Source organism: Bartonella grahamii ATCC 700132, assembly GCF_000518085.1.
GTDB lineage: Bacteria > Pseudomonadota > Alphaproteobacteria > Rhizobiales > Rhizobiaceae > Bartonella > Bartonella grahamii.
This window is the reverse complement of sequence record NZ_JACX01000001.1, coordinates 241,297-263,990: the sequence shown is the minus strand read 5'-3', so window position 1 is coordinate 263,990 and position 22,694 is coordinate 241,297. Positions and strand designations below refer to the sequence as shown.

Genomic DNA, 22,694 nt, shown 5'->3' with positions numbered 1-22,694 from the left:
GTATCAACATCCTATCAAAGTTATTGAATCACTTTTGTCGCACGATCAATAACTGCCTGCGGAATAACAATCCCCGCTTTTTCTGCTGCTTTCATATCAATTCGAATGTCATTACTAGCCGCCTGCACAACATCAATATCACCAGGCTTTTCACCCTTTAGAATACGCACAACCAATTTCCCAGCTTCAACCCCTACATCATAAAAATTTACGCCCTGCGTCATAAAAGGACCGCGTCCAATAGAATTAGAATCGACAGTAAATACAGGAACATTTGCTTCCTGTGTAACTTTTGCTGCTCCTTCTAAAACAGAAAGAACCGTATTATCAGCGGGAATAAAAATAACATCCACTTTACCAATTAAAGCCCGCGTTGCCGCCTGAACATCAGAAGGTTTTGGTGCCGATGAAGGAATGACTTCAATTCCAACTTTTTTTGCCACATCCTTTAACACCTTAAGTGTTGAAACAGAATTTGCTTCAGAAGCATTATAAAGATAACCGAGTTTTTTCAAATCTGGTTTTACTTCTTGTAAAAGTTTAACACTTTCTGCAACATCTATACGATCAGAACTTCCCGTCATATTACCGCCAGGTTTGGTAAGCGAAGAAACGATTTTAGCTCCAATAGGATCAGAAATCGCAGCAAAGACGATAGGAATTGTTTTTGTCGCCGCAAGCATTGTTTGTGCTGAAGGCGTGGTAATCGCTACAATAACATCAGGTTTATCACCAACAAATTTACGTGCAATTTGCGTTGCTGTTGAAATATTGCCTTGCGCTGATAAAAAGGTAAGTTGAAAATTTTCACCTTGCTTATAGCCATTTTCTGCAAGAACATCTTCCACACCTTTACGAACGGTATCCGCAGCAGGATGGACCATAATCTGTGTAATTGCAACTTTAATGCGTTTAACTTGGTCATCCGCTTTTGCAACACTGTTCATCATAAAAACAGCTGCAATGATAATCCCTAATATTTTTATTCTCTTCAACATTATACTCCACCCCTCTCTATGCAAAATTAAAGAAGGAACAATCTATTACTGAAGAATCTTCTAAAATCAATCTTTATTTCAATTTATTAAAACATGTACAAAATAAATCAAACTAAAATGATATTTTTTTGTTGCAATTCGTAGAAGCCTACGCCATACAGGCAAGATATATATCGAATCGGTCAGCGGGTGTAGCTCAGGGGTAGAGCACAACCTTGCCAAGGTTGGGGTCGTGGGTTCGAATCCCATCGCCCGCTCCATTGAATTTTGTATTTATTCTGTAGCTTGCCAGCGGGTTTTGTATATTTTTCCACTAGGTTTTGTGCCAATTTATTTTTTCAAAGTTTTTTTTAATTCGTAATTCCTTGTGAAGCATCTATTGGATTGGGGGCTTAGATCATAAGATAACAATTTTTAACTTAGACGGATTTTTTCTGGAAGGTTACCGTTGTCTATTAGATCGTTAAAGCCGTGTAAAATAAGCTTGAAAAGCGAGATGGACAATTCCCATTGGTTCATGACGTTATTTGGCAACAATAACTTTATTTCTTGCAATCCCGAGAATAATTTTTCACTATTGGCGGCAGATCTTTTACGACCTTAGCAGGTTATGGAAGCTTATATAAAAGAATTTGGGATTACTTTTGAATTGACGAATTTTTTATAGCCCTAGTATTAAAAGATCAATTTAAAATGATGAATAATGACAAGAAAAACAAATGTTAAACAAATCAAAAATTGGCTTATCATTAGATGAATAATTTTTGCTCAAAGGTACGTTTTTTACCAAAATCATGCCCTAAAATGAAGGTTGTTGATTTTCCAAATGGAGTATCTTCTGTTAATTCAACATTTGCTTCAGACACATTCAATATTGTCTCTGCTAAAAGTTTACAAGAAACTATACCTGCAGACCAAGCAAAATCCATAATCCATTCCTTTAATGCACAAAAACTACCTTTAACTTAGTGGGTTGGACCTCATTCGTCTCATTATAAAGTTGATGAAGTTCTCTTATCTATTGGTTTAGAGCATGTTGAAACAGAGGTAGGAATGGCAGCTTTAGCACAAAATATAGACTCACATGTTACTTCTACGCCAGATAATTTCAAAATCAAGGAAGTTGAATCACTTCAAGATGTTAGAGATTACGGAAATGTTATGGCATCAGTCTTCGAGCCTTTTGATGAAGAAGCGGTTATATTTTATGAAACAATAGGCCGTTGTTATAAAAAAGGTCCCGATGTAGAGATGTTCGTTGGTTACATAAATAATAATCCTGTAGCAATATGTTTTTGTATTAAAGCAGATGGAGTTAGTGGAGTGTATGATATTGTCACCAATCCAGATTTTCAGAAAAGAGGTGTTGGGACATTCATGACAAAAATTGCTATTGAGCATTTAAAAAGAAAGAAATGTCATGTTATTGGTATGCAAGCATCTCACGAGGGAATTGGCATTTATAAAAAATTGGGTTTTATAAACTTTGGTGAATTTAAAGTTTATTCCAATAAACACATGATCATTGAGCGATGAATTCTTTTCATCGATAAGCGAACTTATTATTTTCAGTAAAACTCAAATACAGAAAACCAATCTATACAACCAAGAAATTTTAGCCAATCTCCTTTAATACTGATAGTGAAAAGCTAAAAAGTTATTACAAATATAATTGTTTCAAATGACTCACTCAAATTTTCTTACTTTTATAATTTTCAGGATCATTGTCTTAAAAAAGATATCTATCACAGATCTAAGTTGAACAAGTGAAAATTTTATTTGATATGATTGATAATTTACTGTCTGTTACTGATAATTATAAAAAACTCGAAAGCAAATATTTAAAACTACAGTTGCATCACAGTTTTTTAGATGGTTAGTCTGTTAGTCAATTAATAGAAAAAATCTTCGCTTTAACAATAATCAAAGGAGCATCAAAACCCTTTTAAAGGTCCTTTATGTATATTGTTTCTTTTTTTATATCACAGTTGATGATGAGAAATCTCTTTAAAATAAACATGTGAATTAACAATATAAGTGCATTCTACTTGAAGCATACTATTTTACGTGAGGAACATAACTTCAATCAACGTAAAACAAGGTGTTGAACAGTCATAGCGCACCAATAAAATCAGATCAGTTTAAATACTTAATGATGAAATCCATTAAATGACAGAATAAAAATTCAAGTTTGAAAAGATTAGACTACACGCTACAGGTCTATTGAAACTCCGATTGTACAATCGACTACCTTCTCGCTAGAACTAAATCACTATAAATATAAAAACCTTAAAGCCCACTCTAAATCCGTAAAAGTTTCTAGATCTTGCTGTATTAAATGTTGAAACTCCTCATGGCTGCTCATCTGAAACGCCAATAATTCCATAAAGCAGTTCCATAAAAAAAGGATAATGACGTTACGTATCAATTTCCATTTAGAAAACCCTACCCATGCCGACAAAAACTCTGTAAATGTTAGATATATTCAATAATTTTTATAACGATTTTGGCTCATCCTGTTTTGCCACCAATGTAAGAAACAGCAAATATAGTGGGATCAGCCAGCTTTAATATAGTCTTGTAAAAAGTCTTTCCCTCTACTCTTTTTGCTATCAAATTCTGATTTGACAATTCTTTGCTCTCTTTTTTTATACTCAAAATTGCCTCTAAAACAGGATAGATTAATCGTAAAAAATATATAAAAAGAATGAATTGTAGCATTTTTTTCTCATCCTTCTTAATACAAAATAACTGTTAGGCTACAATGCGCTAACACTTATCAGTCATAAGTCCAAAGTAGCATATAATAACGAAACAAATTCATAGAGTGAAGATTTTTCACAATCAATTATTGTATTAATCTTTCCATAATGCATAAAAATGATGAAGCGGTCCTCGCCCTTTCCCTACTTTTAAAGCATTTGAGGCAGTTAAAGCGCCATGCAAATAATCTTTTGCTTGTTTAACAGCGCAATTTAAAGATTGGGTAGGTAACAGAGCTGCAATAGCGGCAGAAATAGTACACCCTGTCCCATGATCATGAGTGGTTGAAAGACGAGAAGCTTCAAGTATAACAAGGTTTTCACAATCACAATAAAGATCTGGACTAGAATAATCGTAATTTTCTGTACTATTCTTGGTAAGCGTATTCAAATGTCCCCCTTTTAACAAAACTGCATGACACCCTAGCGCCAAGAGTCGTGGAGCATATTGATACATAGTCTCTAAAGACCATTGCACTTCATCTCCCAATAACAGTGCAGCTTCAGGCAAATTTGGCGTGATTAAAGTTGACATCGGCACAAGAACATCACGCATAATTTCAATTGCATCAGACTTTAAAAGAACATCACCACTTTTTGCAACCATAACCGGATCAAAAACAATGGAACGCGCTTTATGATAAGCAAGACGTTCTGCAATAACCTGTGCAATCTGAGCATTTGCAACCATACCAATTTTAACGGCATCAACATGAATATCCTCAAAAACAGAATCAATTTGATCTGCAACAAAAGAAGCATCTAATGCCTGAAAAGAACGCACACCCTGAGTATTTTGTGCAACAACAGCTGTAACCACACTCATACCATAAGTTTTCATAGCTGAAAAAACCTTCAAATCCGCCTGCATTCCAGCGCCACCAGAAGGATCTGTTCCCGCAATAGATAAAATCCGTGGAATAAAAAGTTTATCTTTTTGTAATTCCATCAACCTCTTTCCTTCTGTTTTTAAATATCGGAAAATGAGTTACCGAAAAAATAGATGCTTGAAAAAACATAAAGAAGATGTTTTCTCATATGAATTATATTATATACGAAGTCTTCTTATAGATATAAAATGGAAAATGTAGTGCTTATCCTTCGTTCTATTCTTTTTACGTTCGCTTTTTATACAACAACTTTCATACAAATGATTCTTTACGCTCCCGTTTATTTTTTAATGCCCCGCAAAAAGGCATGGATTGTCCCTAAAACATGGGCGCGCGTTACACTCTTTTTGCAAAAATACATCGCAGGTACAAGTTATGAGATTGAAGGTTTAGAAAATCTTCCCAAAGGAGCCTATATCATTGCTCCAAAGCATCAATCGGCTTGGGAAACTTTCAGTCTTGTTCCCTATTTAGATGATCCTACTCTCATTTTAAAACGTGAATTGATGTGGATTCCATTGTTTGGCTGGTATATGGCAAAAACACAAATTATCCCCATTAACCGTACAACGCCCATCAAAGCCTTAAAAATGGTTATACAAAAAGCAAAAGAGAAAGTAAAACAAGGGCGCCAAATCTTGATTTTTCCCGAAGGAACACGCCGACAACCCGGTCAAGAACCAGATTATAAGTCAGGAATTGTCGCGCTCTATAATGAATTAGGGCTTCAAGTTGTGCCTATTGCACACAATGCGGGTTTATATTGGCCACGCAATAATTTTCGCCGCTATCCCGGAACAATTCGTGTCCGTATTCTTCCCCCGATAGAAGCTGGTTTAAGCAAACGTGATTTTCTAGATCAACTTGTCCAAAAAACTGAAAAAGCATGTGATGAACTGCTTCTCTTAGCAGCTCAAGATCCTACCCCTCCTCCTATGCCACCATACGCTGTTCAGAAACTTCAAAAACTAAATCATTCATCATGAAACAATGTATTGATTGATCAGAATAATGCATCACTTTGTATATTGAGAAGAGTATATGGAACAAAAATATAAGAAAGATACTTCAAACTTTCTAATTCAAAATTATAAAACACATGTACATTACAAGAAATGATTGATGTGTGAATTTTTTTGAGAAAGAACTCTTCCTCTCTTTAAAATCGTTTAAATAACATAAATCATATTGATTTATAAGGATATTTTATCGTTATTCAACTTGAATGAGACCCCGAAATACCGTAAGATTCTCTCATTTCAAATCTATTCCATTTTGAATCAATTAGAATCTTTTGCTTGCACATTACAAGCAGAGATATCTGTGTGAATAAAACGATACAAGAAAAGATTAAAATGCTTTTTACGACCCCTCTCAAGTGCCAAGGGCTGTCCTAACAGGAGGACAAGAAAAATGTATGATTATGCCGATTCGTTCCTTCCTGAGAAATATCAATCCCCCAAGAACCTGAAATCTTGTACAATCTTCATTATTTAAAAAGTATTTCTTGAGATACTGTAAGTCATCAAACCAAATTCAAGGGGAAAATAAAAATGAGTATTGGTTTTTATCTCCGAGACACAACGGATACAGCAATTAACCATCTTTTCTTCCTAACCTAGACTTAAAAGCTTTGTGTGTTACATTAAAACAATTCTAAATAACGAATAAGAAGGAACTAGATTTAAATTAATGCAACGTCTCTTCTATAATTTATTTTTTTCTGTGATTTTGAGTTTATTCAGCGCTATTGCTCTAGCGCAGCCTTTTATTTCTGTTGATGTTACAACGGGGCATATCTTAAAACATAATCAAGCTTTTGAGCGTTGGTATCCTGCTTCCTTGACAAAATTAATGACCGCTTATGTTATTTTTCGTGCCATGAGCCGAGGGGAAATTTCACCAAACAAACATATCACCATCAGCGAATACGCCGCAAAAGCTCCCTCATATCGTTCAGGCTATAAAGCTGGTTCTGTACTCACACTTGATACAGCCTTAAGTATCACCATGGTTAAATCTACCAATGATTTAGCCATTGCCATGAGTGAAGCTGTTGCAGGTTCACAGAAAAATTTTGTACGTAAAATGAATAGCGAAGCTAAACGTTTAGGCATGTTTGGAACGCATTTTGCGAACGCAAGTGGTTTACCAGACCCTCAAAACTACTCCACAGCGCGCGATATTGCTCTTTTAGCCGTTCAAATACGTCGAGAATTTCCACAATATGCTCATTATTTTTCTATTCCAGCCATTGATTTTGGTAATAATCGAAAAATCCAGCATAACTCAAACAACCTCATTGGCCGTTTTTATGGAATAGACGGTATGAAAACAGGCTTTATTTGTGCCTCTGGTTTTAATCTTGTTGCCTCAGCCACCCGCAATAAACGTACAATTATTACTGTCATTCTAGGTGCTAACAACATAACTGAAAGAGAAGAAAAAGCTGCACAACTTCTTGAAACAGGATTTTTGCACCAAGGAAGACCCCAATTAACACTAGCAACATTAAAACCTTATGGGAGAAATATAACACAAGCCAACAATATGAGACAACAAACATGCACACCTGAAGCCATAAAAATGCATGCAAATTCATATGATGATCAAGGAAATATTATTCTCACCTCACCTTTTATCACTGCTCCACCTCCTTTTTCTCATCCTTTACCAGTACACCTCATTCGTACGCCAAAAACACCTAAAATAACAGTAAAGCCACTAAGAAAGCCCTATAGTTCGTATAAAAGACGCGCAAACCATTCTATAAAAAAGCCATAAATCATAATCTACGATTAATTATAATACTTTGATTTATAATGATAATTAATTATTTTGTATCTTATGTTAGAACCACAAATGTTGTAAGATTCTCTCATTTCAAATCTGTATTTGTTGAATCAATAAAAACCTGTCTCTTGCACGTCACGAGGTAGATGAACATGTAGATAAAATAATTAAAACAAGGAATAAAAATTCCTCCTATAAGTTCTTTCAAGAACCAAGAATTATCATAACATTGACGCTAAAAAAGTGTATGATATACCCTGCATACACCTACCTTTATAAGCGTAAAGATAGTGGTACAATGGATTTCATAGGGTATTAACCATTATATCCCTCACGGACACCATTATAAATTGGTTAAACGTACTGAAATATGTTTTTTTAAAACAAAACCACGGTTGATGATTAACATGAAAATAAAGCGCATCCCTCTCACGCTTATTACTGGTTTTTTAGGCTCTGGCAAAACAACTTTGCTCAACCGTATGCTACAAGACCCTCTTTTAACAGAATGTGCTGTTATCATCAATGAATTCGGCGAAATCAGTATTGACCACCTTCTAGTTGAAAAAACGACAGAGGGAATTATTGAGCTTGCCAATGGCTGCTTATGCTGCAATTTACGCAGTGATCTCATAGACACATTAATTGATTTAATAAATCGCGTTCAGACAGGACAGATCAAACAACTCCATCATATTATCATTGAAACCACAGGGATGGCTGATCCCGCCCCTATTTTACAAATACTTTTAAGCCACCCGTTATTTATTCAAACATTGTCCATAAATGCTGTTCTTGCAACATTTGATACATTAAGCACACTTTCCATATGTGAGCGCTATCCTGAAATATATAAACAATTAATATTTGCTGATAAAATTATTCTCACCAAAACAGACCTTATGGCCCAACAAACACCTTCAGATACGCTCCTTAACACACTTAAAACGATTAATCCTACAGCACAAATCATTGACGCCCATTCTGAAGATTTTTGTTCAAATCTGTTAATAAATAACACATTATGGGATGAAAAAGTAGAAAATACAAAACTTAAACAAAATCTTACGACTACCCCACATGATCATACCCCCCATAAAACCATTCGTACCTTTTCACTCAACTGTGAGGGTCCTGTTGATTCCGCCACAATTGAAGCTTTTTTAGATCTCCTACAAGAGCGTTATGGTACAAAATTATTACGTATTAAAGCAATTATCGCATTGCGTGATGACCCTTATCGCCCACTTGTATTACATGGCGTACAAACATTTTTTCATCCTCCCATAAGATTGCCAGCATGGCCAAAAGGAATAAAACAAACACGTTTTGTCATCATTGCCGATGGTGTTGAAAAGGAAGCAATACAAAAGCTCCTCAATGCTTTTTTTAATAAACCAGCAATAGATACTGCAGACAAAACAGCTCTCTTAGAAAATCCTCTGGTCATTCCAGGAATAAAATTTTAATTTTTTCTCCCCTTCAATGATATAATATTAAATTCATTGGTACTACCATCTTTATGCTTTTAAAGGAGCAAACTGGCATCATCACACACTTTGCTAATCCCCAATGTCGAACAAGCTCTTGGCACTTTAGATGGTTCATAAAAAGCGTTTTAGTCTTTTCTTGCACAGCTTTACCCCCGCGGCTATCCCCGTTTGTAATGCGCAAGCAAATGGTTTTAATTGATTCAACATGGAGAAACTTTGAAACGGGAGAATCCTACGGTATCCAAGATTCTAATTCAAGTTGAATAATGCTAAAAATATCCTTATAAATCAATATGATATAAATCTATAAACATTCCTATTCAAGTTTATTCACATAATGGAATAAAAAATAAGAAAATACACATTTTTAACAATGCGTTCTAAACAATAATGCCTCCCATAAAATTATTCGTACCTTTTCACTGGACGGCAAAATCACTATAGACTACCACAATTGAAACTTTTTAGCTCTCTTACAAAACCGCATGACGCAAAATAACTACGTATTAAAACACTCCAGCGCTAACATATTACCCTTATCTGTAAAATAGTCACCCTCACACAAAATAGAACATCATTTTATCGCGAATTCACGCACTCGTTTAAAAACACCGTCTCTCAATACGCATCATTCCTATTTCAAGACGCTACCCATAAATAATATAATACAAAATTCTCCATCTTTACTCTATAAATATGCAAACTGGTAGCCTCATACTCTTGCCAGTTAAAAATGTTTTAGAAAACTTGGCACTTTAGAGTACTCATGAAAACTATCTGTGCTCTTTTCTTTAAGAGTTTTATTCACATGCTAATCCAATTTTATGGTGTGCAAAAAATGGTTTAGATTGATTCATTATAAACAGATTTTAAGATAAAAGGATCTTATGATATTGAGTCCATCAATTCAAACTGAAGATAATAAACTGTCATTGTAAATCAAATTGTTATGATAAAAATTTTAATATCCATAAATCTGTAATCAGATTGTTTTCTCTCTAAATGCACTTCATCTGCGAACCACTTCATGTGACTCATTTCACAAACCGATTGGATAAATTTTTGGTTCTAAAATGTTCTGTTCAACTCTATATTTACTCCAGCTAAGTGAAATCAAAATCCCTGTTAAGAAAAAAAACAAAATCATACAGAGGCAATATCGCATTTTAAAATGTGTGAATGTATCTTATATAATAGCACGACACGATAATATTTTACAGCATGAAAGAAATAAAAAGAGAAGTACATTTTTTATATTAACTTACTCTTCACTAAAAACGAAGATTTATACTAGTACCGATGTGCAAACAATCCAACTTCTTTGAGAAAGTTCCTCTTGGCTTCCCACTTCATCTGATTTACTTACATAAGACTCTATGAAAAAACTCTAGGCTTTAAAAGACTGACTACTCACTTAAACACCTTATGCGTAAAGTTTTTGCATATCCTGTATCGCCATTTATAAGTGATAGTGTCTATGGTCCATCAGGATACAATAACACTCACTGCAATAGAGAAACTGAAGTTTTATCAATATCGCGATTAAAAACGTAACGTTTTCCATAAACTTCAACAGTTGGAGGCTGACGATTTTTTTCAAAAAAATCATAACCTTTCTTAAGCATAACCCAGAATTGATAATGAGGATCATTGCTATGACGTAACATATTATCCTCGGTCATGCGGAAAGGAAAAGCCTGCAACTGAAACTCTCTTTGTCCTCCTTTAAAAGCATCCCGTGCAAACGCATAAATCTGAGCCATGTTCTTATCACTCATAGAATAACAACCTGCGGAAAAGCAAGAACCGTGCACCATAAGATTGCTTCCTGTACGACCATTTTCCTGATCATAAAGGTTAGGAAATCCTATATTAAAAGAAAGATAATATTTTGAATAAGGATTCATTTGGTTTGCACTAATAGTATAAAAACCCTCTGGTGTCTGAAGATCCCCTTCTTTATATTTAGGTCCAAGCTTACCAGACCATTTGCAAATGCCATAGCGAGCAACCAAGATAAAAGGCCCTGAACGAGATTGCTTCCAAACTTCAGCAAGATTTTCTTCCTTGAAAAATCGCATTACAATTGGTGCATAAGGATCAATATCGTACAAAGCCATTCTGTTCTGGATTTCTTGTGGCAACGGCTGCTCAACTTTGGCACGAATAGAAGCTGGCAATCTTCCCCCACATGCCGCCAATATTCCCATTACAAATAACACACACACAGCGAGGAATCTGCTAAATGTCATCGAATAAAACTCCAATCCAACACCCCTCACAAAAAATAACCTATGTTAGAGATCGACCAATTTGAAGGTATTTTTCCCTTCGCTCTTGTTTAAGAGCTTCACCATCTTTTCCAGCCATAACTTTTAAAGCCTCTGAAATAACATCACCCGTTGCATCAATGACAATCTCTTTGCCACGATGCGCTCCCCCTAAAGGTTCCGAAATAATGCCATCAATAATCTTTAAGCGATATAAATCTTGAGCGGTAATACGCATATTCATTGCAGCATCTTTTGCACGAGCTGGATCACGCCATAAAATAGAAGCTGCTCCTTCTGGTGAAATAACAGAGTAAATTGCGTGCTCCAACATATAAACTTTGTTGGCAGCCGCGATTGCTATCGCCCCTCCAGAACCGCCTTCTCCAATAACAACGGAAACCACAGGAACTTTCAAACGCAAAGTTGCAGCTGTTGATTGAGCAATTGCTTCCGCTTGCCCACGTTCTTCAGCGCTTACCCCAGGATAAGCACCTGCTGTATCAATAAAAGTGAGGAGTGGCAAACCAAAGCGGTCAGCCATTTCCATAATACGTACAGCTTTACGATAGCCTTCTGGGCGGGCAGAACCAAAATTATAGCGCAAACGTGTTTGCGTATCGTGACCTTTCTCTTGACCGATATAAGCAACTGCTTCTCCCCTAAAGCGTGCAAACCCAGCTTGAATAGCCTCATCTTCAGCAAACTTGCGATCTCCTGCCAAAGGTGTAACATCACTCAATAGGCGTTTAGAATAGTCCATAAAATGGGGACGATCAGGATGACGAGCGACTTGTGTTTTTTGCCACGGCGATAATTTTTTATAAATATCGCGCAACGCTGTTTGGGAACGCGCTTCAAGACGAACAATCTCATCGCTCATATCAAGACTGCCTTTTTCCTGAGAAATTTTTTTTAATTCAAGAATTTTCCCATCAAGATCAGCAACTGGTTTTTCAAAATCAAGATAATTATACATTTGTACCAACTCATTCAGTGTCACTTATACACTTATATTTTGCTTTATAAAGTCTTTTTCAAAAACATCACCTTTTCTTTAACGAGCCTTTTGCTCATCGGCAAGTGGATGATGCTCATTAACTAAACGATAAAGTCCCTCTTCCAACACATGGGTATAAATCTGAGTGGTAGCAATATCAGAGTGACCTAACAAATGTTGAACTGCACGCAAATCGGCACCATTTTGCAAAAGATGACTAGCAAAAGCATGGCGCAACACATGGGGAGAAAAGCTATCACTTTCTATTCCTGCCCTTCTAGCGAGATTTTTCAACTCCCGGGCAACAACTTGACGAGCAATATATCCTGTCTCGGAATTCGCAGGAAAAAGATAAGGACTTGCGACATCCTTTCCCTGATCACGTAAATTTAACCACTGCAAAAGAACTTGATATGCTTTTTTTGATAACAGCACCATTCGTTCTTTTTTGCCCTTACCACGAACCAAAATGCTGTATGCTTTCCCCCGAACAGCCTGCACAGGCAAACTCACCAATTCACTAATACGCAATCCTGTTGCATAAAGCATTTCACTCAATAGCTGAAGACGCAATGCACGCAGATAATCCTTAGACCCATAATCTGCTTGATTGACTTCTAACTGTGCTAAATCAAGCAATTTTATCACTGCATCTTCACTCATGATTTTGGGCAAAGGGCGCCCCTGACGAGGTGCATCAATATCATGAGAGGGATCATCTGCTCTCAACCCTTCAGCATAAAGGAATTGATAAAACTGACGTAAAGTTGATAAACGGCGCGCTTGCGACGATGCCGCAAAACCAAAAGTATGCATAAGCGACAAAAGGGCAATTAAATCTTCTTTTTGTGCTGAAAAAAGCGAAACAGAGTGTGAAGACAATTCGTCTTGTGCCCACTGCAAATCATGCTGATAAGCCGCAAGCGTATGAGGTGAAGCCCCTCTCTCCGCGCTCATCATCTCAAGAAAATGATCTATCACAGCACCACTTTTCATTTTATTGATTCGCTTCCGTAGAAAGATTCCATGAATCCAAGGGAACATCGATGTACATATCCACAGTTACTGGTTCAACCCAAACCACAAGAGCACCCATTATAATGAAAAGAACAGAAAGCAAAATGAAAAGAATCATCAAAAATCTGGTCAATGTTGGCATAAGATAATAACCTACCCAAAAATATTCTATCTCGTATTATGCCTCACAAAGATTAACAGGAATTGACTTTAAGATGGATAAATGCCGAAATAACGTTATGAAAAGCAATCGACCAAAACGCGTCCCCATAACACAAATAAAGAATCAGCTCTTATCGTCCCTTGATAAAAAAGCACTTGTCCTTGTTGGTCTTATGGGAGCAGGCAAATCAGTGATCGGAAAACGCGTCGCCACCATGCTCCGTTTACCCTTTTATGATTCTGACCAAGAAATTGAAAAAGCTGCGCAAATGACAATCACTGAACTCTTTGAAATTTATGGTGAATCAGAATTTCGTGCTCTTGAACAGCGTGTTATTCTAAACCTCATAAAAAAAAGTCCCCTTGTTTTAGCAACAGGTGGTGGCGCCTACATAAATGAAAATATCCGAAAAGCCATTCACCAAAATGGTATATCCATATGGCTAAAAGTCGATCTTGATATCCTCATGCAACGTGTCTCAAAGCACCCAACACGCCCCCTGCTTCAAACAGCCAATCCTAAAGAAACCATGCAAAAACTCATGGAACAGCGTTATCCTATCTATGCAAAGGCAAACTTAACAATTAACAGTCATAAAGAAAGCCGTCATACCGTAGCACAAAATGTTATACGATCTGTACAGCACTACCTATACACAGAAATTAACAATAGGGAAAACCAGCATGCAAACAAAGACCGTCACTGTTAAACTGGACAAACACTGTTACGATATCATCATTGGTCCGAGTCTGATTGCCCAAGCTGCTTCACAGATTAAACATGCTCTTAACAAAAAAGATCCTCATCCAACGCGCTTGGCACTTGTTACAGATACAAATGTTGCTTCTCTTCATTTGGAGATATTACAAGCAGAGTTAACAAAAAATAAAATTCATACTGTCCCTATTATTGTAGAAGCGGGAGAACAATCAAAATCATTTTCAACCCTGCAAGTTGTCATCGATCAAATTCTTGCTGCGCGTTTAGAAAGAGGCGATTGTGTTATTGCTTTTGGTGGTGGTGTCATTGGCGATCTAGCAGGATTTGCGGCAAGTATAATCCGCCGTGGTATGAACTTCATTCAAATGCCCACAACGCTTCTTGCACAAATTGATTCCTCCGTTGGTGGAAAAACTGGAATCAATAGCCAATATGGTAAAAATCTTATTGGTACTTTTTATCAACCGCAATGCGTTATTGCTGACACATGTCTTCTTGATACCCTACCACCGCGCGAATTTCGTGCTGGTTACGCAGAAATGGTTAAATATGGACTCATTAACCAGCCTGATTTTTTTGAGTGGCTTGAAAAAAATGGACAAGAAGTCTTTTCTAATGGCCCTATGCGAACAGAAGCCATTGTCCGCTCATGCCAATTTAAAGCCGCCATTGTAGCACGTGACGAACAAGAAACAGGAGAGCGCGCGCTCTTAAATCTCGGCCATACATTTGGACACATGCTTGAAACAGCAACGGCTTATAACTCAAAGCGTTTAATTCACGGTGAAGCTGTAGCAATTGGAATGATTCTAGCGCATCAATTTTCTGCTCAACTAAATTTGATAAGCCCCACACTTACACAACGCATTGGAGCACACTTTAAATCTATAGGGTTGCCTACACAATTAAAGGATATCCCAGGGAACTTACCAGATACTGAAACTTTAATGACTCTCATTGCCCAAGATAAAAAAGTCTCAAAAAACAATTTGACCTTCATCTTAACACGCGGACTTGGTCAATCATTTATTGCAAAAAATGTCTCTCCGGAAGCAGTTTTGACTTTTCTGGAACAAAAATTAGCAGAAATTCGTTAATTCATATTGAATATAATTGATTCGTTTTTATACTTCTATTAAAGGAATAAGTATGATGATGTCTGCGTAGCTCAGTAGGATAGAGCACAGGATTCCTAAAGAAATTGGGCATTTTGAGGAGAAATCCTCAAAGTGAATCTGCTCAAATTCGGGGAAAGCTTCATGGGAGACTATATGCCAATCCCGAGCCAAGTCTCTCTTCAAATGAGAGAAAGGTGTAGAGACTGAACGGGCAGCACCTAAAGAGCAAAAGCTTCAAGGTGAAGAGACAGTCCAGACCACAAACAGCCGATAAGGCTGGCGGTGAAAATCGAAGTGGTATGAATCCTGGGGTCGCAGGTTCGAATCCTGCCGTAGACACCATCGTATCAATCAAATTATTCTTTGTGCGCAATATAGGAATATAGGGAAGCATCATGAAAAAAACTTTACATATTTTAGGATTTTTCACCGCTTTAAGTTTATCAATCTTCAGCTCAAACAATAGCTTAGCTGGTTCTTTTATCATTGAGGTACCAGACAATCCAGAGCCAAAAACTGAGACCATTACCTACCAGTGTGATACTGGAACAAGTAAAGAGCGCGTTGAAGCAGTCTATCTCAATGCTGATAATATTTCGTTGGTTGATTTCAAATGGAAAGGCGATCGCGTCATTGCTGCAAATGTAGTCGCAGACACAGGGGAAAAATACGAAGGAACTTGGTATATTTGGTGGAAAAAGAACAACGAAGTCACACTTTACGATCATCTTCGTGATCCAGAAAGAAAAACCCCCATCCACTGTAAAGATGAATCAACATTGTTGTTCTAAATAACGAAGGAATCATTATGAAAAAAACTCTTTTTAATTTACGGTTTTTAGCCGTTTTAAGTCTATCGCTTTTTAGCTCAACGAGTGCCTTTGCCGGCTCTTTAGTCATTGAGGTACCAGACGATTCAGAACCAAAAAAAGAAACCGCTGTCTATCAATGCAGCAATGAAACAAAAAAAGAACGTGTTGAAGCAACCTACTACACTACCAATGATATTGCATTAGTTGATCTCAAATGGAATGGAAAGCGCATCATCGCTTCCAATGTCGTTTCTGCTTCTGGAGCAAAATATGTAGGGGGTGAATATGTTTGGTGGACAAAAGGAAACGAGGCCTCATTCTACAATACCCTTACTGAAGACCACGCAACGTCCCTCACGTGTGTAGAAGAAAAAAGCACAGAATAAGGAAGGTTCTTACATTTCAAGAACCGCGCTGGCTCTCATCGCTTGATGTTCCTTCTGACGTGGGTAACTTTTCCTCCGTCTGGTTTAATAAAAGAGCCAGCGGTTTTTCTGACTGTTCTTCTGAATGATGTCGATAAGCTGCTGTATGTGAGAGCAACATAGAAGCTACCGGTGCTGTTAAAAACAAAAAAAACATCAGCAACACTTCATGAAAAACAAAATAATGGTCCACAAATATTGAATAAAGAAATGAAGAAATAAGAATGCTACCAACGCCCCAACTCGTACATACTGAAAGCATATGCAAACGCTCATAAAAACTGGAAAAACGCACCAAACCTATCGTTGCGATCAGTGTCAATCCAGACCCTAATATTAAGAAAACCGTGATAGCAATAGCCACCACAAGCGATACGTCATCTTTCATTCAATAATCTCCCCCCGCATAAGAAACTTCGCTAAAGCGATGCTTGAGATAGACCCCAACAACCCAATAATGAGAGCTGCGACAAAATAAATAGTTGTTCCTGAACGGATATCGAATGTAAGAAACAAAAGAACCGTGGTTATATAAAGAGCATCCAAACCAACAATTCTATCCTGTGCCCGTGGACCACGAATCAACCGAAACAATGCGAAGATCACCGCCAAACTTAAAAAAAACTGTGAAAAGAAAAGCCCCCAATAAAGGATCACCATACTCATAAGAAAATCTCCAAAAGTAATTGCTCATACCGTTGTTTTATCAATCGTTGATAATTATATCCTTTTTTTAAATTTAAGACATGGAGCAAAAGCTCACCCTTTTTACTATTATAGGCAACCCAAGCCGTTCCAGGAGTTGCTGAAAGGATGCACGCTAAAATAGCCAAAGCAGTGCGATTATGAAGCAGAAGAGGCACTACAATAAAGCCAGATCGCTGTTTTCGAGACCTTTTTGTTAAAACAAACCAAGCCACCGAGATATTTGAGGATATAGAATCTATTAAGACTCGAAAAATAAGACGAAAAACCGCACTCCAGCTTTTAATAGCAACCTTCTCCGGCTCAAGGAGCCGTATCATCCAACCACAAAACAAAGCGGTTATAATGGCTAAAAGCAATTGCCCTAAACTAAAACCATTTAAAATAAGCCACATAAGGACAATGACACTACTGAAAAAAGGAGAAGGACAAAAACGACTCATTTATTCATCTCCCTCTTTTCGAGAGAAAAATCCGTTAAAACGCTCCCAATATAATTCTGAGGTTCATACAAAGTCTTAGCAGTTTCAGACATATAATGACCAACAGGACCGGCTACAATTGTTATAAGAAAACACAAGGCAAGAAGAACAGCAATAGGCGCAAATTCTATCACCTGCACACGGGGAACGCGACCTTCAAGAGAAACCCAAAAAGTTCGAATCCCCGTTCGTGTCAGAGCAATCAAAGCTGCAAAACCTGAGAGGGTGACAAAAACCACAAAAAGCCAATCGTGATAAACCGGAAGAGAGGCAAAAAAATCCTCTCTACTATGGTTTAAAACTGCCATGAACATCATAAGTTTAGCAACAAAACCAGAAAAAGGTGGCAATCCAATAATCAAAATGGCACAGATACCAAAACAAGCCCCAAGAATTGCCAAGGTTACAGGGATATATGTGCCAACTTCATCTTCTTCCTCCTCTTCATCGTCACCATAAACCTCCATTGTGACAGCCAGAACATTAGCAGCCACATCTTGACAGCGTTCAACCAACTCTACCAAAAGAAAAAAAGCTCCCAGTGCTAAAGTTGAAGAAACAATATAAAAAAGTGCACCTGCTGTCAGTGCTGCATTGCCAATCCCTATTGCTGCCAACAATGTACCAGAAGAGACAAGAACACTATAAGCTGCCAAACGCACCAAAACTTGGCTCGCCAATACCCCAATAAAACCAAAAATCAAAGTGGCAAGCCCACCATAAAACAAAACCGTATGACCAAAATGGTTAAAATATTCACTTTCAGGACCAAACCACAGCAGCGTTAAACGTAAAATAATATAAATACCCACCTTGCTCAAAAGTGCAAAAGAAGCTCCAACGGGCGCTACTGCCGCGCTGTAAGTTGGCACCAACCAAAAATTAAGCGGCCACATACCAGCCTTAAGCAAAAAAGCAATACCTAGAAGTGCAACACCTATTTCGAACAAAACAATATCTGTAGAAGATATATATTTTATTTTAACAGCCAAATCGGCCATATTAAGAGTACCAGCGACTCCATAAATGAGGGCTGTACCAACTAAAAAAAGTAATGAAGCAACAAGATTAACCACAACATAATGCAACCCTGCACGCACGCGTGTCTGACCAGAACCATGCAAAGCAAGCCCATAGGAAGCCGTTAACATAACTTCAAAAAATACAAATAAATTAAATAAATCACCGGTCAAAAAAGCGCCGTTTATTCCAACCATGAAAAATTGCATCAATGACTGAAAATGAGAACCCGCTTTGTACCAATGAGCCCGCGCAAAAACCAGTACGCTAGTCACCAATAAGCTTGAAAGTAAAAGCATCATGGCGCTTAAACGATCAAGGACCAAAACAATTCCGAAGGGAGAGAGCCAATTGCCAAGCCGATAAACATCGCAAGCCGGCGCTATTTCAAGAGTACGTATAATCAGTAAAACAGCAATAACGACCGACAATCCCGCCGAAAAAAGACTAATCAATGATTTAAATTTCGAACGCCGTTCATCATAAAAAAGAAGAAGTGCTCCAGTGATTAACGGCAAAAGAATAGGCAAAATAAGGAGATGGTGCACCCCTACTTCCATCACTGCACCTCACGTCCATCAACGTGATCTGAACCCGTTAAACCGCGTGAAACCAAGAGAATAACTAAAAATAAAGCTGTCGTTGCAAAACCAATCACAATCGCAGTTAAAACCAAGGCTTGAGGAAGAGGATCGACATAATTAGCTGGATTAATAACAGTAGTAGGATCAACAATTGGAGCGGCATTACTACGCGGTCTACTCATTGAAAACATAAAAAGATTGACACCATAGGAAATCAAAGACAAACCAAGAATAACTTGAAAAGTGCGTGGACGTAAAATAAGCCAAATTCCTGATCCAACAAGAATACCAATACCTAAAGAAAGAACAATTTCCATTAATTTTCCTTCTCTTTCAAAACAGGTTTCTTACCGATTCGGTAACTCCGAATTGACTGGTGTGCAAGTGCAATTAAAATGAGAACAGTTGCTCCTAACACAAGAGAAAGCACACCAAAATCAAACAAAAAAGCAGATGCCATGGGAACTTTTCCAATTAACGGAAAATGAATATATCGAAAAAAGGATGTTAAAAAAGGATATCCAAAAAACCAAGAGCCCATCCCCGTTACGACTGACAACAATAAACCAAAGCCCATCCAACGCAAAGGTAAAACTCTCAAATGCGTTTCCACCCACCGAATATCGCGTGCAAGATATTGTAAAATAAATCCTATCGCCAAAGTAACACCACCGACAAATCCACCTCCTGGCAGATCATGCCCTCGCATAAATAAATAAATAGCAAAAGCGATAATAATCGGAAAGAGCCAACCCATAATAACAGCAGGAACAGCTAAATAATTCAACACTGTATCTCCCACATTTCGATTAGGCTGTGCCATATCAAAGGCTTTCTGGACACGTTGCTGAAAAGGTGCATCAATACTTTCAGGGGCAGGACGAAACCGCCGTAAAAGGGCAAAAACAGTGAGTGATACAACACCCAAAACGACAATTTCTCCCATAGTATCAAAACCACGGAAATCAACCAACAACACATTCACAACATTGCGACCACCAGCATCAGAGTAAGCCTTGGTGAGAAAAAAATCAGAAATCGTCGTACCTTGAGGACGTGTCATCACTGCAAAAGAGAGCCATGCTACACCAGCACCTCCCACAAGAGCTATGATAAAATCACGGATACGACGCAAGCGCACGAAAAAACGAACAGGCGTTGGTGTAGGATTATGCAAACGTTTAGGCAACCACCGTAAACCAAGCAATAATAAGACGACTGTAACAACCTCAACAACTAATTGTGTTATTGCTAAATCAGGAGCAGAAAGCCATAAAAAGGTTGCACAAGTCATCAAACCAGCTCCCCCCAACAACATGAGTGATGCAAGACGATGAAACTTCGCTTGCCAAGCAACTAAAAGCGCACATAATCCGCCGACTAACCAAAGAGCGAGAAAAGGAATATCAACTGGAAAAAGCGGTAACGCCCCCGCTGAAATGAAACCATCGCACCAAAGTAAAAAACCAACAAATGCAAAACACACCCAAAAAATCCAGTGCAACTGTATCTGCAAACGGCGTGTTGATAAAATAGATTCCACCGCACGTGCCCATTTCCAAGAAATAATCACGAGAATGCGTTCAAAAATACGCGGTCCATTTAAGTGACGAAAAAAAGGTGCTCCATCATCACAGGATAAAAAATAACGGTGCCCGACAGCGTAGAGCAATCCGCCTCCTAATAACGCAACAAAACTCATCACTAATGGAGTATTGAACCCATGCCAAACAGCTAAACTATAAGGGATTGTCATTGATCCTAAAACAGACACAACCGCGTTATCTAAAATAGGTCCTATTGTTAAATTAGGAAAAATACCAACTGCTAAACAAATAAACACCAAAAGCTCCATTGGTAAACGCATGAAATGCGGTGGTTCATGGGGAGTTTTGGGTAAATTGACAGGTTTTGGTCCCAAAAAAACGCCATGAATAAAGCGTATAGAATAGGTTACACTAAACAGACTAGCCAGCGTTGCTACATAAGGTGCAATCCAATCGAGCCATGATTCCATATGCGTTTCAACAGCTTCAGCAAAAAACATCTCTTTCGATAAAAAACCATTCAACAAAGGAACTCCAGCCATCGCTGCGCTTGCAACTAAAGCGAGAGTTGCTGTAATAGGCATAGAACGATAAAGCCCTGACAATTTACGCATATCACGTGTTCCCGTCTCGTGATCAATAATACCAGCAGCCATAAATAAAGAAGCTTTAAAAGTAGCATGATTAGCCATATGGAAGATCGCTGCAACACAAGCAAGTGGACTACCAAGACTTAAAAGCGTGGTAATCAATCCAAGATGACTAATAGTCGAGTAAGCAAGCAGTCCCTTCAAGTCTTGCTGAAACATGGAAAAATAGGCACCAAGCAGCAATGTAGAGAGTCCTGAAAAGCCAACCAGCCAAAACCAAGATTCTGTCCCAGAAAGCACAGGCCATAAACGAACAAGTAAAAACAATCCCGCTTTTACCATTGTTGCTGAATGCAAATAAGCCGATACGGGGGTTGGAGCAGCCATCGCATTGGGCAGCCAAAAATGAAAGGGAAACTGCGCACTTTTTGTTAATCCCCCCAATAAAATACAAATAAGGACAGGACTGTAAAGAGAACTTGACCGAATCATATCCCCAGACTGCAATACCTTATCCAAATCAAAACTGCCAACAATATACCCAATCAATAAAACCCCAATAAAAAGGGCAAAACCGCCAAAACCTGTGATTGTTAGAGCCATACGCGCCCCCTCACGCGCACTTGCATTATGGTACCAATAGCCGATCAACAAAAAAGAAAAAATACTGGTGAGTTCCCAAAAAATAACCAAAAAGACGAGATTGCCTGATAAGACTATTCCTGTCATTGATCCCATAAAGGCCAAAAAAAAGGAAAAAAAACGCGGTACAGAATCTGCTGGATCCATGTAATAACGTGAATAAATGACAACAAGCAGCCCAATTCCTGTAATGAGCAAGCAAAAAAGCCACGACAAACCATCTATACGGAGAATCAAATCGCTCCCCCATTCTGGAAGCCAAGAAATATCTAAACGCACTACGTGGTTTCCGCGAACTTCCGGATAAAGCATTATTGTAAAAATAAGACAGAAAAGTGCAACAATCCCAGCAAACCACGCTTCATTATTTTTTGCTGTCGAACGAAAAAAGCCAATGATAGCACTTCCACCAAAGGGAAGCAAAACGAGCAATATCAACATTGCTTCCCGTGTTGTCATTCTTTCAACTCCATCCTGTCCTTAATATTTTGTCATCGACAAAACAAAAACTTATATCCTCACCCCCCATTCCACACTTAATGATAATAAGATTTAATAAAACTTAAAAGTATTTAAATTTTTCAAAAAAAAACGCTTGCATGAAAATGCTGCGCACCACGCAAGTTTTCTCTTTATTGTAAGAACAATAACGCCCACGACAAG

At 37.8% G+C, this 22,694-nt stretch carries 22 protein-coding genes and 1 tRNA gene; 10 read left to right on the top strand and 13 right to left on the bottom strand.

The annotated features are described in order from the left end of the window. Positions 1-20: 20 nt before the first annotated feature. Entirely contained in the window at positions 21-998 is a 978-nt protein-coding gene (locus U736_RS0101050) for an ABC transporter substrate-binding protein (protein ID WP_015857080.1), read from the bottom strand. 185 nt (positions 999-1,183) lie between these two features. Between U736_RS0101050 and U736_RS0101045 the strand changes: the two genes are divergently transcribed. Then, positions 1,184-1,258, top strand: a tRNA-Gly gene (locus tag U736_RS0101045). A 489-nt stretch (positions 1,259-1,747) separates the two neighbouring features. Here U736_RS0101045 and U736_RS12640 read toward each other — a convergent pair. After that, the gene (locus tag U736_RS12640; protein ID WP_026500169.1) at positions 1,748-1,927 is read right to left on the bottom strand and encodes a hypothetical protein; all 180 of its coding nucleotides are present in this window, start codon (positions 1,925-1,927) and stop codon (positions 1,748-1,750) included. 124 nt (positions 1,928-2,051) lie between these two features. Here U736_RS12640 and U736_RS12635 point away from each other — a divergent pair, with 124 nt between their 5' ends. Further along, the gene (locus tag U736_RS12635) at positions 2,052-2,534 is read left to right on the top strand and encodes a GNAT family N-acetyltransferase (RefSeq protein ID WP_244395829.1); all 483 of its coding nucleotides are present in this window, start codon (positions 2,052-2,054) and stop codon (positions 2,532-2,534) included. A 975-nt stretch (positions 2,535-3,509) separates the two neighbouring features. Here the strand turns inward: U736_RS12635 and U736_RS0101030 are convergent. After that, positions 3,510-3,719, bottom strand: coding sequence for a hypothetical protein (locus U736_RS0101030; protein WP_026500167.1), 210 nt, complete (start codon positions 3,717-3,719; stop codon positions 3,510-3,512). A gap of 135 nt (positions 3,720-3,854) precedes the next feature. Continuing rightward, on the bottom strand, positions 3,855-4,709 hold the full coding sequence (gene thiD, locus U736_RS0101025; RefSeq protein WP_015857081.1) for a bifunctional hydroxymethylpyrimidine kinase/phosphomethylpyrimidine kinase: 855 nt from the start codon (positions 4,707-4,709) through the stop codon (positions 3,855-3,857). 129 nt (positions 4,710-4,838) lie between these two features. Here thiD and U736_RS0101020 point away from each other — a divergent pair, with 129 nt between their 5' ends. The 3 genes from U736_RS0101020 (at position 4,839) to U736_RS0101010 (ending at position 8,912) form a co-directional block, all read left to right on the top strand. Next, positions 4,839-5,636 (top strand): lysophospholipid acyltransferase family protein, encoded by a 798-nt coding sequence (locus U736_RS0101020; RefSeq protein WP_015857082.1) that lies wholly within the window; start codon positions 4,839-4,841, stop codon positions 5,634-5,636. A gap of 706 nt (positions 5,637-6,342) precedes the next feature. Further along, the gene (locus tag U736_RS0101015; protein WP_015857083.1) at positions 6,343-7,434 is read left to right on the top strand and encodes a D-alanyl-D-alanine carboxypeptidase family protein; all 1,092 of its coding nucleotides are present in this window, start codon (positions 6,343-6,345) and stop codon (positions 7,432-7,434) included. 416 nt (positions 7,435-7,850) lie between these two features. After that, positions 7,851-8,912: a CobW family GTP-binding protein gene (locus U736_RS0101010; RefSeq protein ID WP_015857084.1), complete on the top strand. Its 1,062-nt coding sequence runs from the start codon at positions 7,851-7,853 to the stop codon at positions 8,910-8,912. Between the two features lie 1,526 nt (positions 8,913-10,438). On the opposite strand, the gene U736_RS0101005 is transcribed toward U736_RS0101010, so the two are convergent. The 3 genes from U736_RS0101005 to U736_RS0100995 all read right to left on the bottom strand — a co-directional run bounded on the left by U736_RS0101005 (position 10,439) and on the right by U736_RS0100995 (position 13,202). Further along, positions 10,439-11,188, bottom strand: a complete 750-nt coding sequence (locus U736_RS0101005) for a L,D-transpeptidase family protein (RefSeq protein ID WP_015857085.1) — start codon at positions 11,186-11,188, stop codon at positions 10,439-10,441. Positions 11,189-11,228: 40 nt separating this feature from the next. Further along, positions 11,229-12,185: an acetyl-CoA carboxylase carboxyltransferase subunit alpha gene (locus U736_RS0101000; protein WP_015857086.1), complete on the bottom strand. Its 957-nt coding sequence runs from the start codon at positions 12,183-12,185 to the stop codon at positions 11,229-11,231. Positions 12,186-12,263: 78 nt separating this feature from the next. Next, a complete protein-coding gene (locus U736_RS0100995; protein WP_015857087.1) occupies positions 12,264-13,202 on the bottom strand; it encodes a site-specific tyrosine recombinase XerD in 939 nt (312 codons plus the stop codon). Positions 13,203-13,462: 260 nt separating this feature from the next. Between U736_RS0100995 and U736_RS0100985 the strand changes: the two genes are divergently transcribed. From U736_RS0100985 to U736_RS0100965, 5 genes are all read left to right on the top strand, one after another. Beyond that, positions 13,463-14,095: a shikimate kinase gene (locus tag U736_RS0100985; RefSeq protein WP_026500165.1), complete on the top strand. Its 633-nt coding sequence runs from the start codon at positions 13,463-13,465 to the stop codon at positions 14,093-14,095. Then, entirely contained in the window at positions 14,070-15,203 is a 1,134-nt protein-coding gene (gene aroB / locus U736_RS0100980) for a 3-dehydroquinate synthase (RefSeq protein WP_026500164.1), read from the top strand. Before U736_RS0100985 ends, aroB begins: the two co-directional genes overlap by 26 nt. A gap of 260 nt (positions 15,204-15,463) precedes the next feature. Further along, positions 15,464-15,610: a hypothetical protein gene (locus tag U736_RS12090; protein ID WP_155914951.1), complete on the top strand. Its 147-nt coding sequence runs from the start codon at positions 15,464-15,466 to the stop codon at positions 15,608-15,610. A 9-nt stretch (positions 15,611-15,619) separates the two neighbouring features. Next, positions 15,620-16,015, top strand: a complete 396-nt coding sequence (locus U736_RS0100970) for an MliC family protein (RefSeq protein ID WP_015857090.1) — start codon at positions 15,620-15,622, stop codon at positions 16,013-16,015. 17 nt (positions 16,016-16,032) lie between these two features. Continuing rightward, positions 16,033-16,422 (top strand): MliC family protein, encoded by a 390-nt coding sequence (locus tag U736_RS0100965; RefSeq protein ID WP_015857091.1) that lies wholly within the window; start codon positions 16,033-16,035, stop codon positions 16,420-16,422. Between the two features lie 16 nt (positions 16,423-16,438). On the opposite strand, the gene mnhG is transcribed toward U736_RS0100965, so the two are convergent. From mnhG to U736_RS0100935, 6 genes are read right to left on the bottom strand one after another with little or no spacing between them, the layout of a single operon-like run. After that, entirely contained in the window at positions 16,439-16,849 is a 411-nt protein-coding gene (gene mnhG, locus U736_RS0100960) for a monovalent cation/H(+) antiporter subunit G (protein ID WP_015857092.1), read from the bottom strand. After that, positions 16,846-17,127, bottom strand: a complete 282-nt coding sequence (locus U736_RS0100955; protein WP_015857093.1) for a K+/H+ antiporter subunit F — start codon at positions 17,125-17,127, stop codon at positions 16,846-16,848. The genes mnhG and U736_RS0100955 overlap by 4 nt, the downstream gene beginning before the upstream one ends. Next, positions 17,124-17,609 (bottom strand): Na+/H+ antiporter subunit E, encoded by a 486-nt coding sequence (locus tag U736_RS0100950; RefSeq protein WP_015857094.1) that lies wholly within the window; start codon positions 17,607-17,609, stop codon positions 17,124-17,126. The genes U736_RS0100955 and U736_RS0100950 overlap by 4 nt, the downstream gene beginning before the upstream one ends. Beyond that, positions 17,606-19,228 carry a monovalent cation/H+ antiporter subunit D gene (locus U736_RS0100945; protein WP_015857095.1) on the bottom strand — a complete coding sequence of 541 codons (1,623 nt, stop codon included), beginning with the start codon at positions 19,226-19,228 and terminating at the stop codon, positions 17,606-17,608. Before U736_RS0100945 ends, U736_RS0100950 begins: the two co-directional genes overlap by 4 nt. After that, on the bottom strand, positions 19,228-19,569 hold the full coding sequence (locus U736_RS0100940) for a Na+/H+ antiporter subunit C (RefSeq protein WP_015857096.1): 342 nt from the start codon (positions 19,567-19,569) through the stop codon (positions 19,228-19,230). The genes U736_RS0100945 and U736_RS0100940 overlap by 1 nt, the downstream gene beginning before the upstream one ends. Then, a complete protein-coding gene (locus U736_RS0100935) occupies positions 19,569-22,490 on the bottom strand; it encodes a monovalent cation/H+ antiporter subunit A (RefSeq protein WP_015857097.1) in 2,922 nt (973 codons plus the stop codon). The genes U736_RS0100940 and U736_RS0100935 overlap by 1 nt, the downstream gene beginning before the upstream one ends. Between the last annotated feature and the right edge of the window lie 204 nt (positions 22,491-22,694).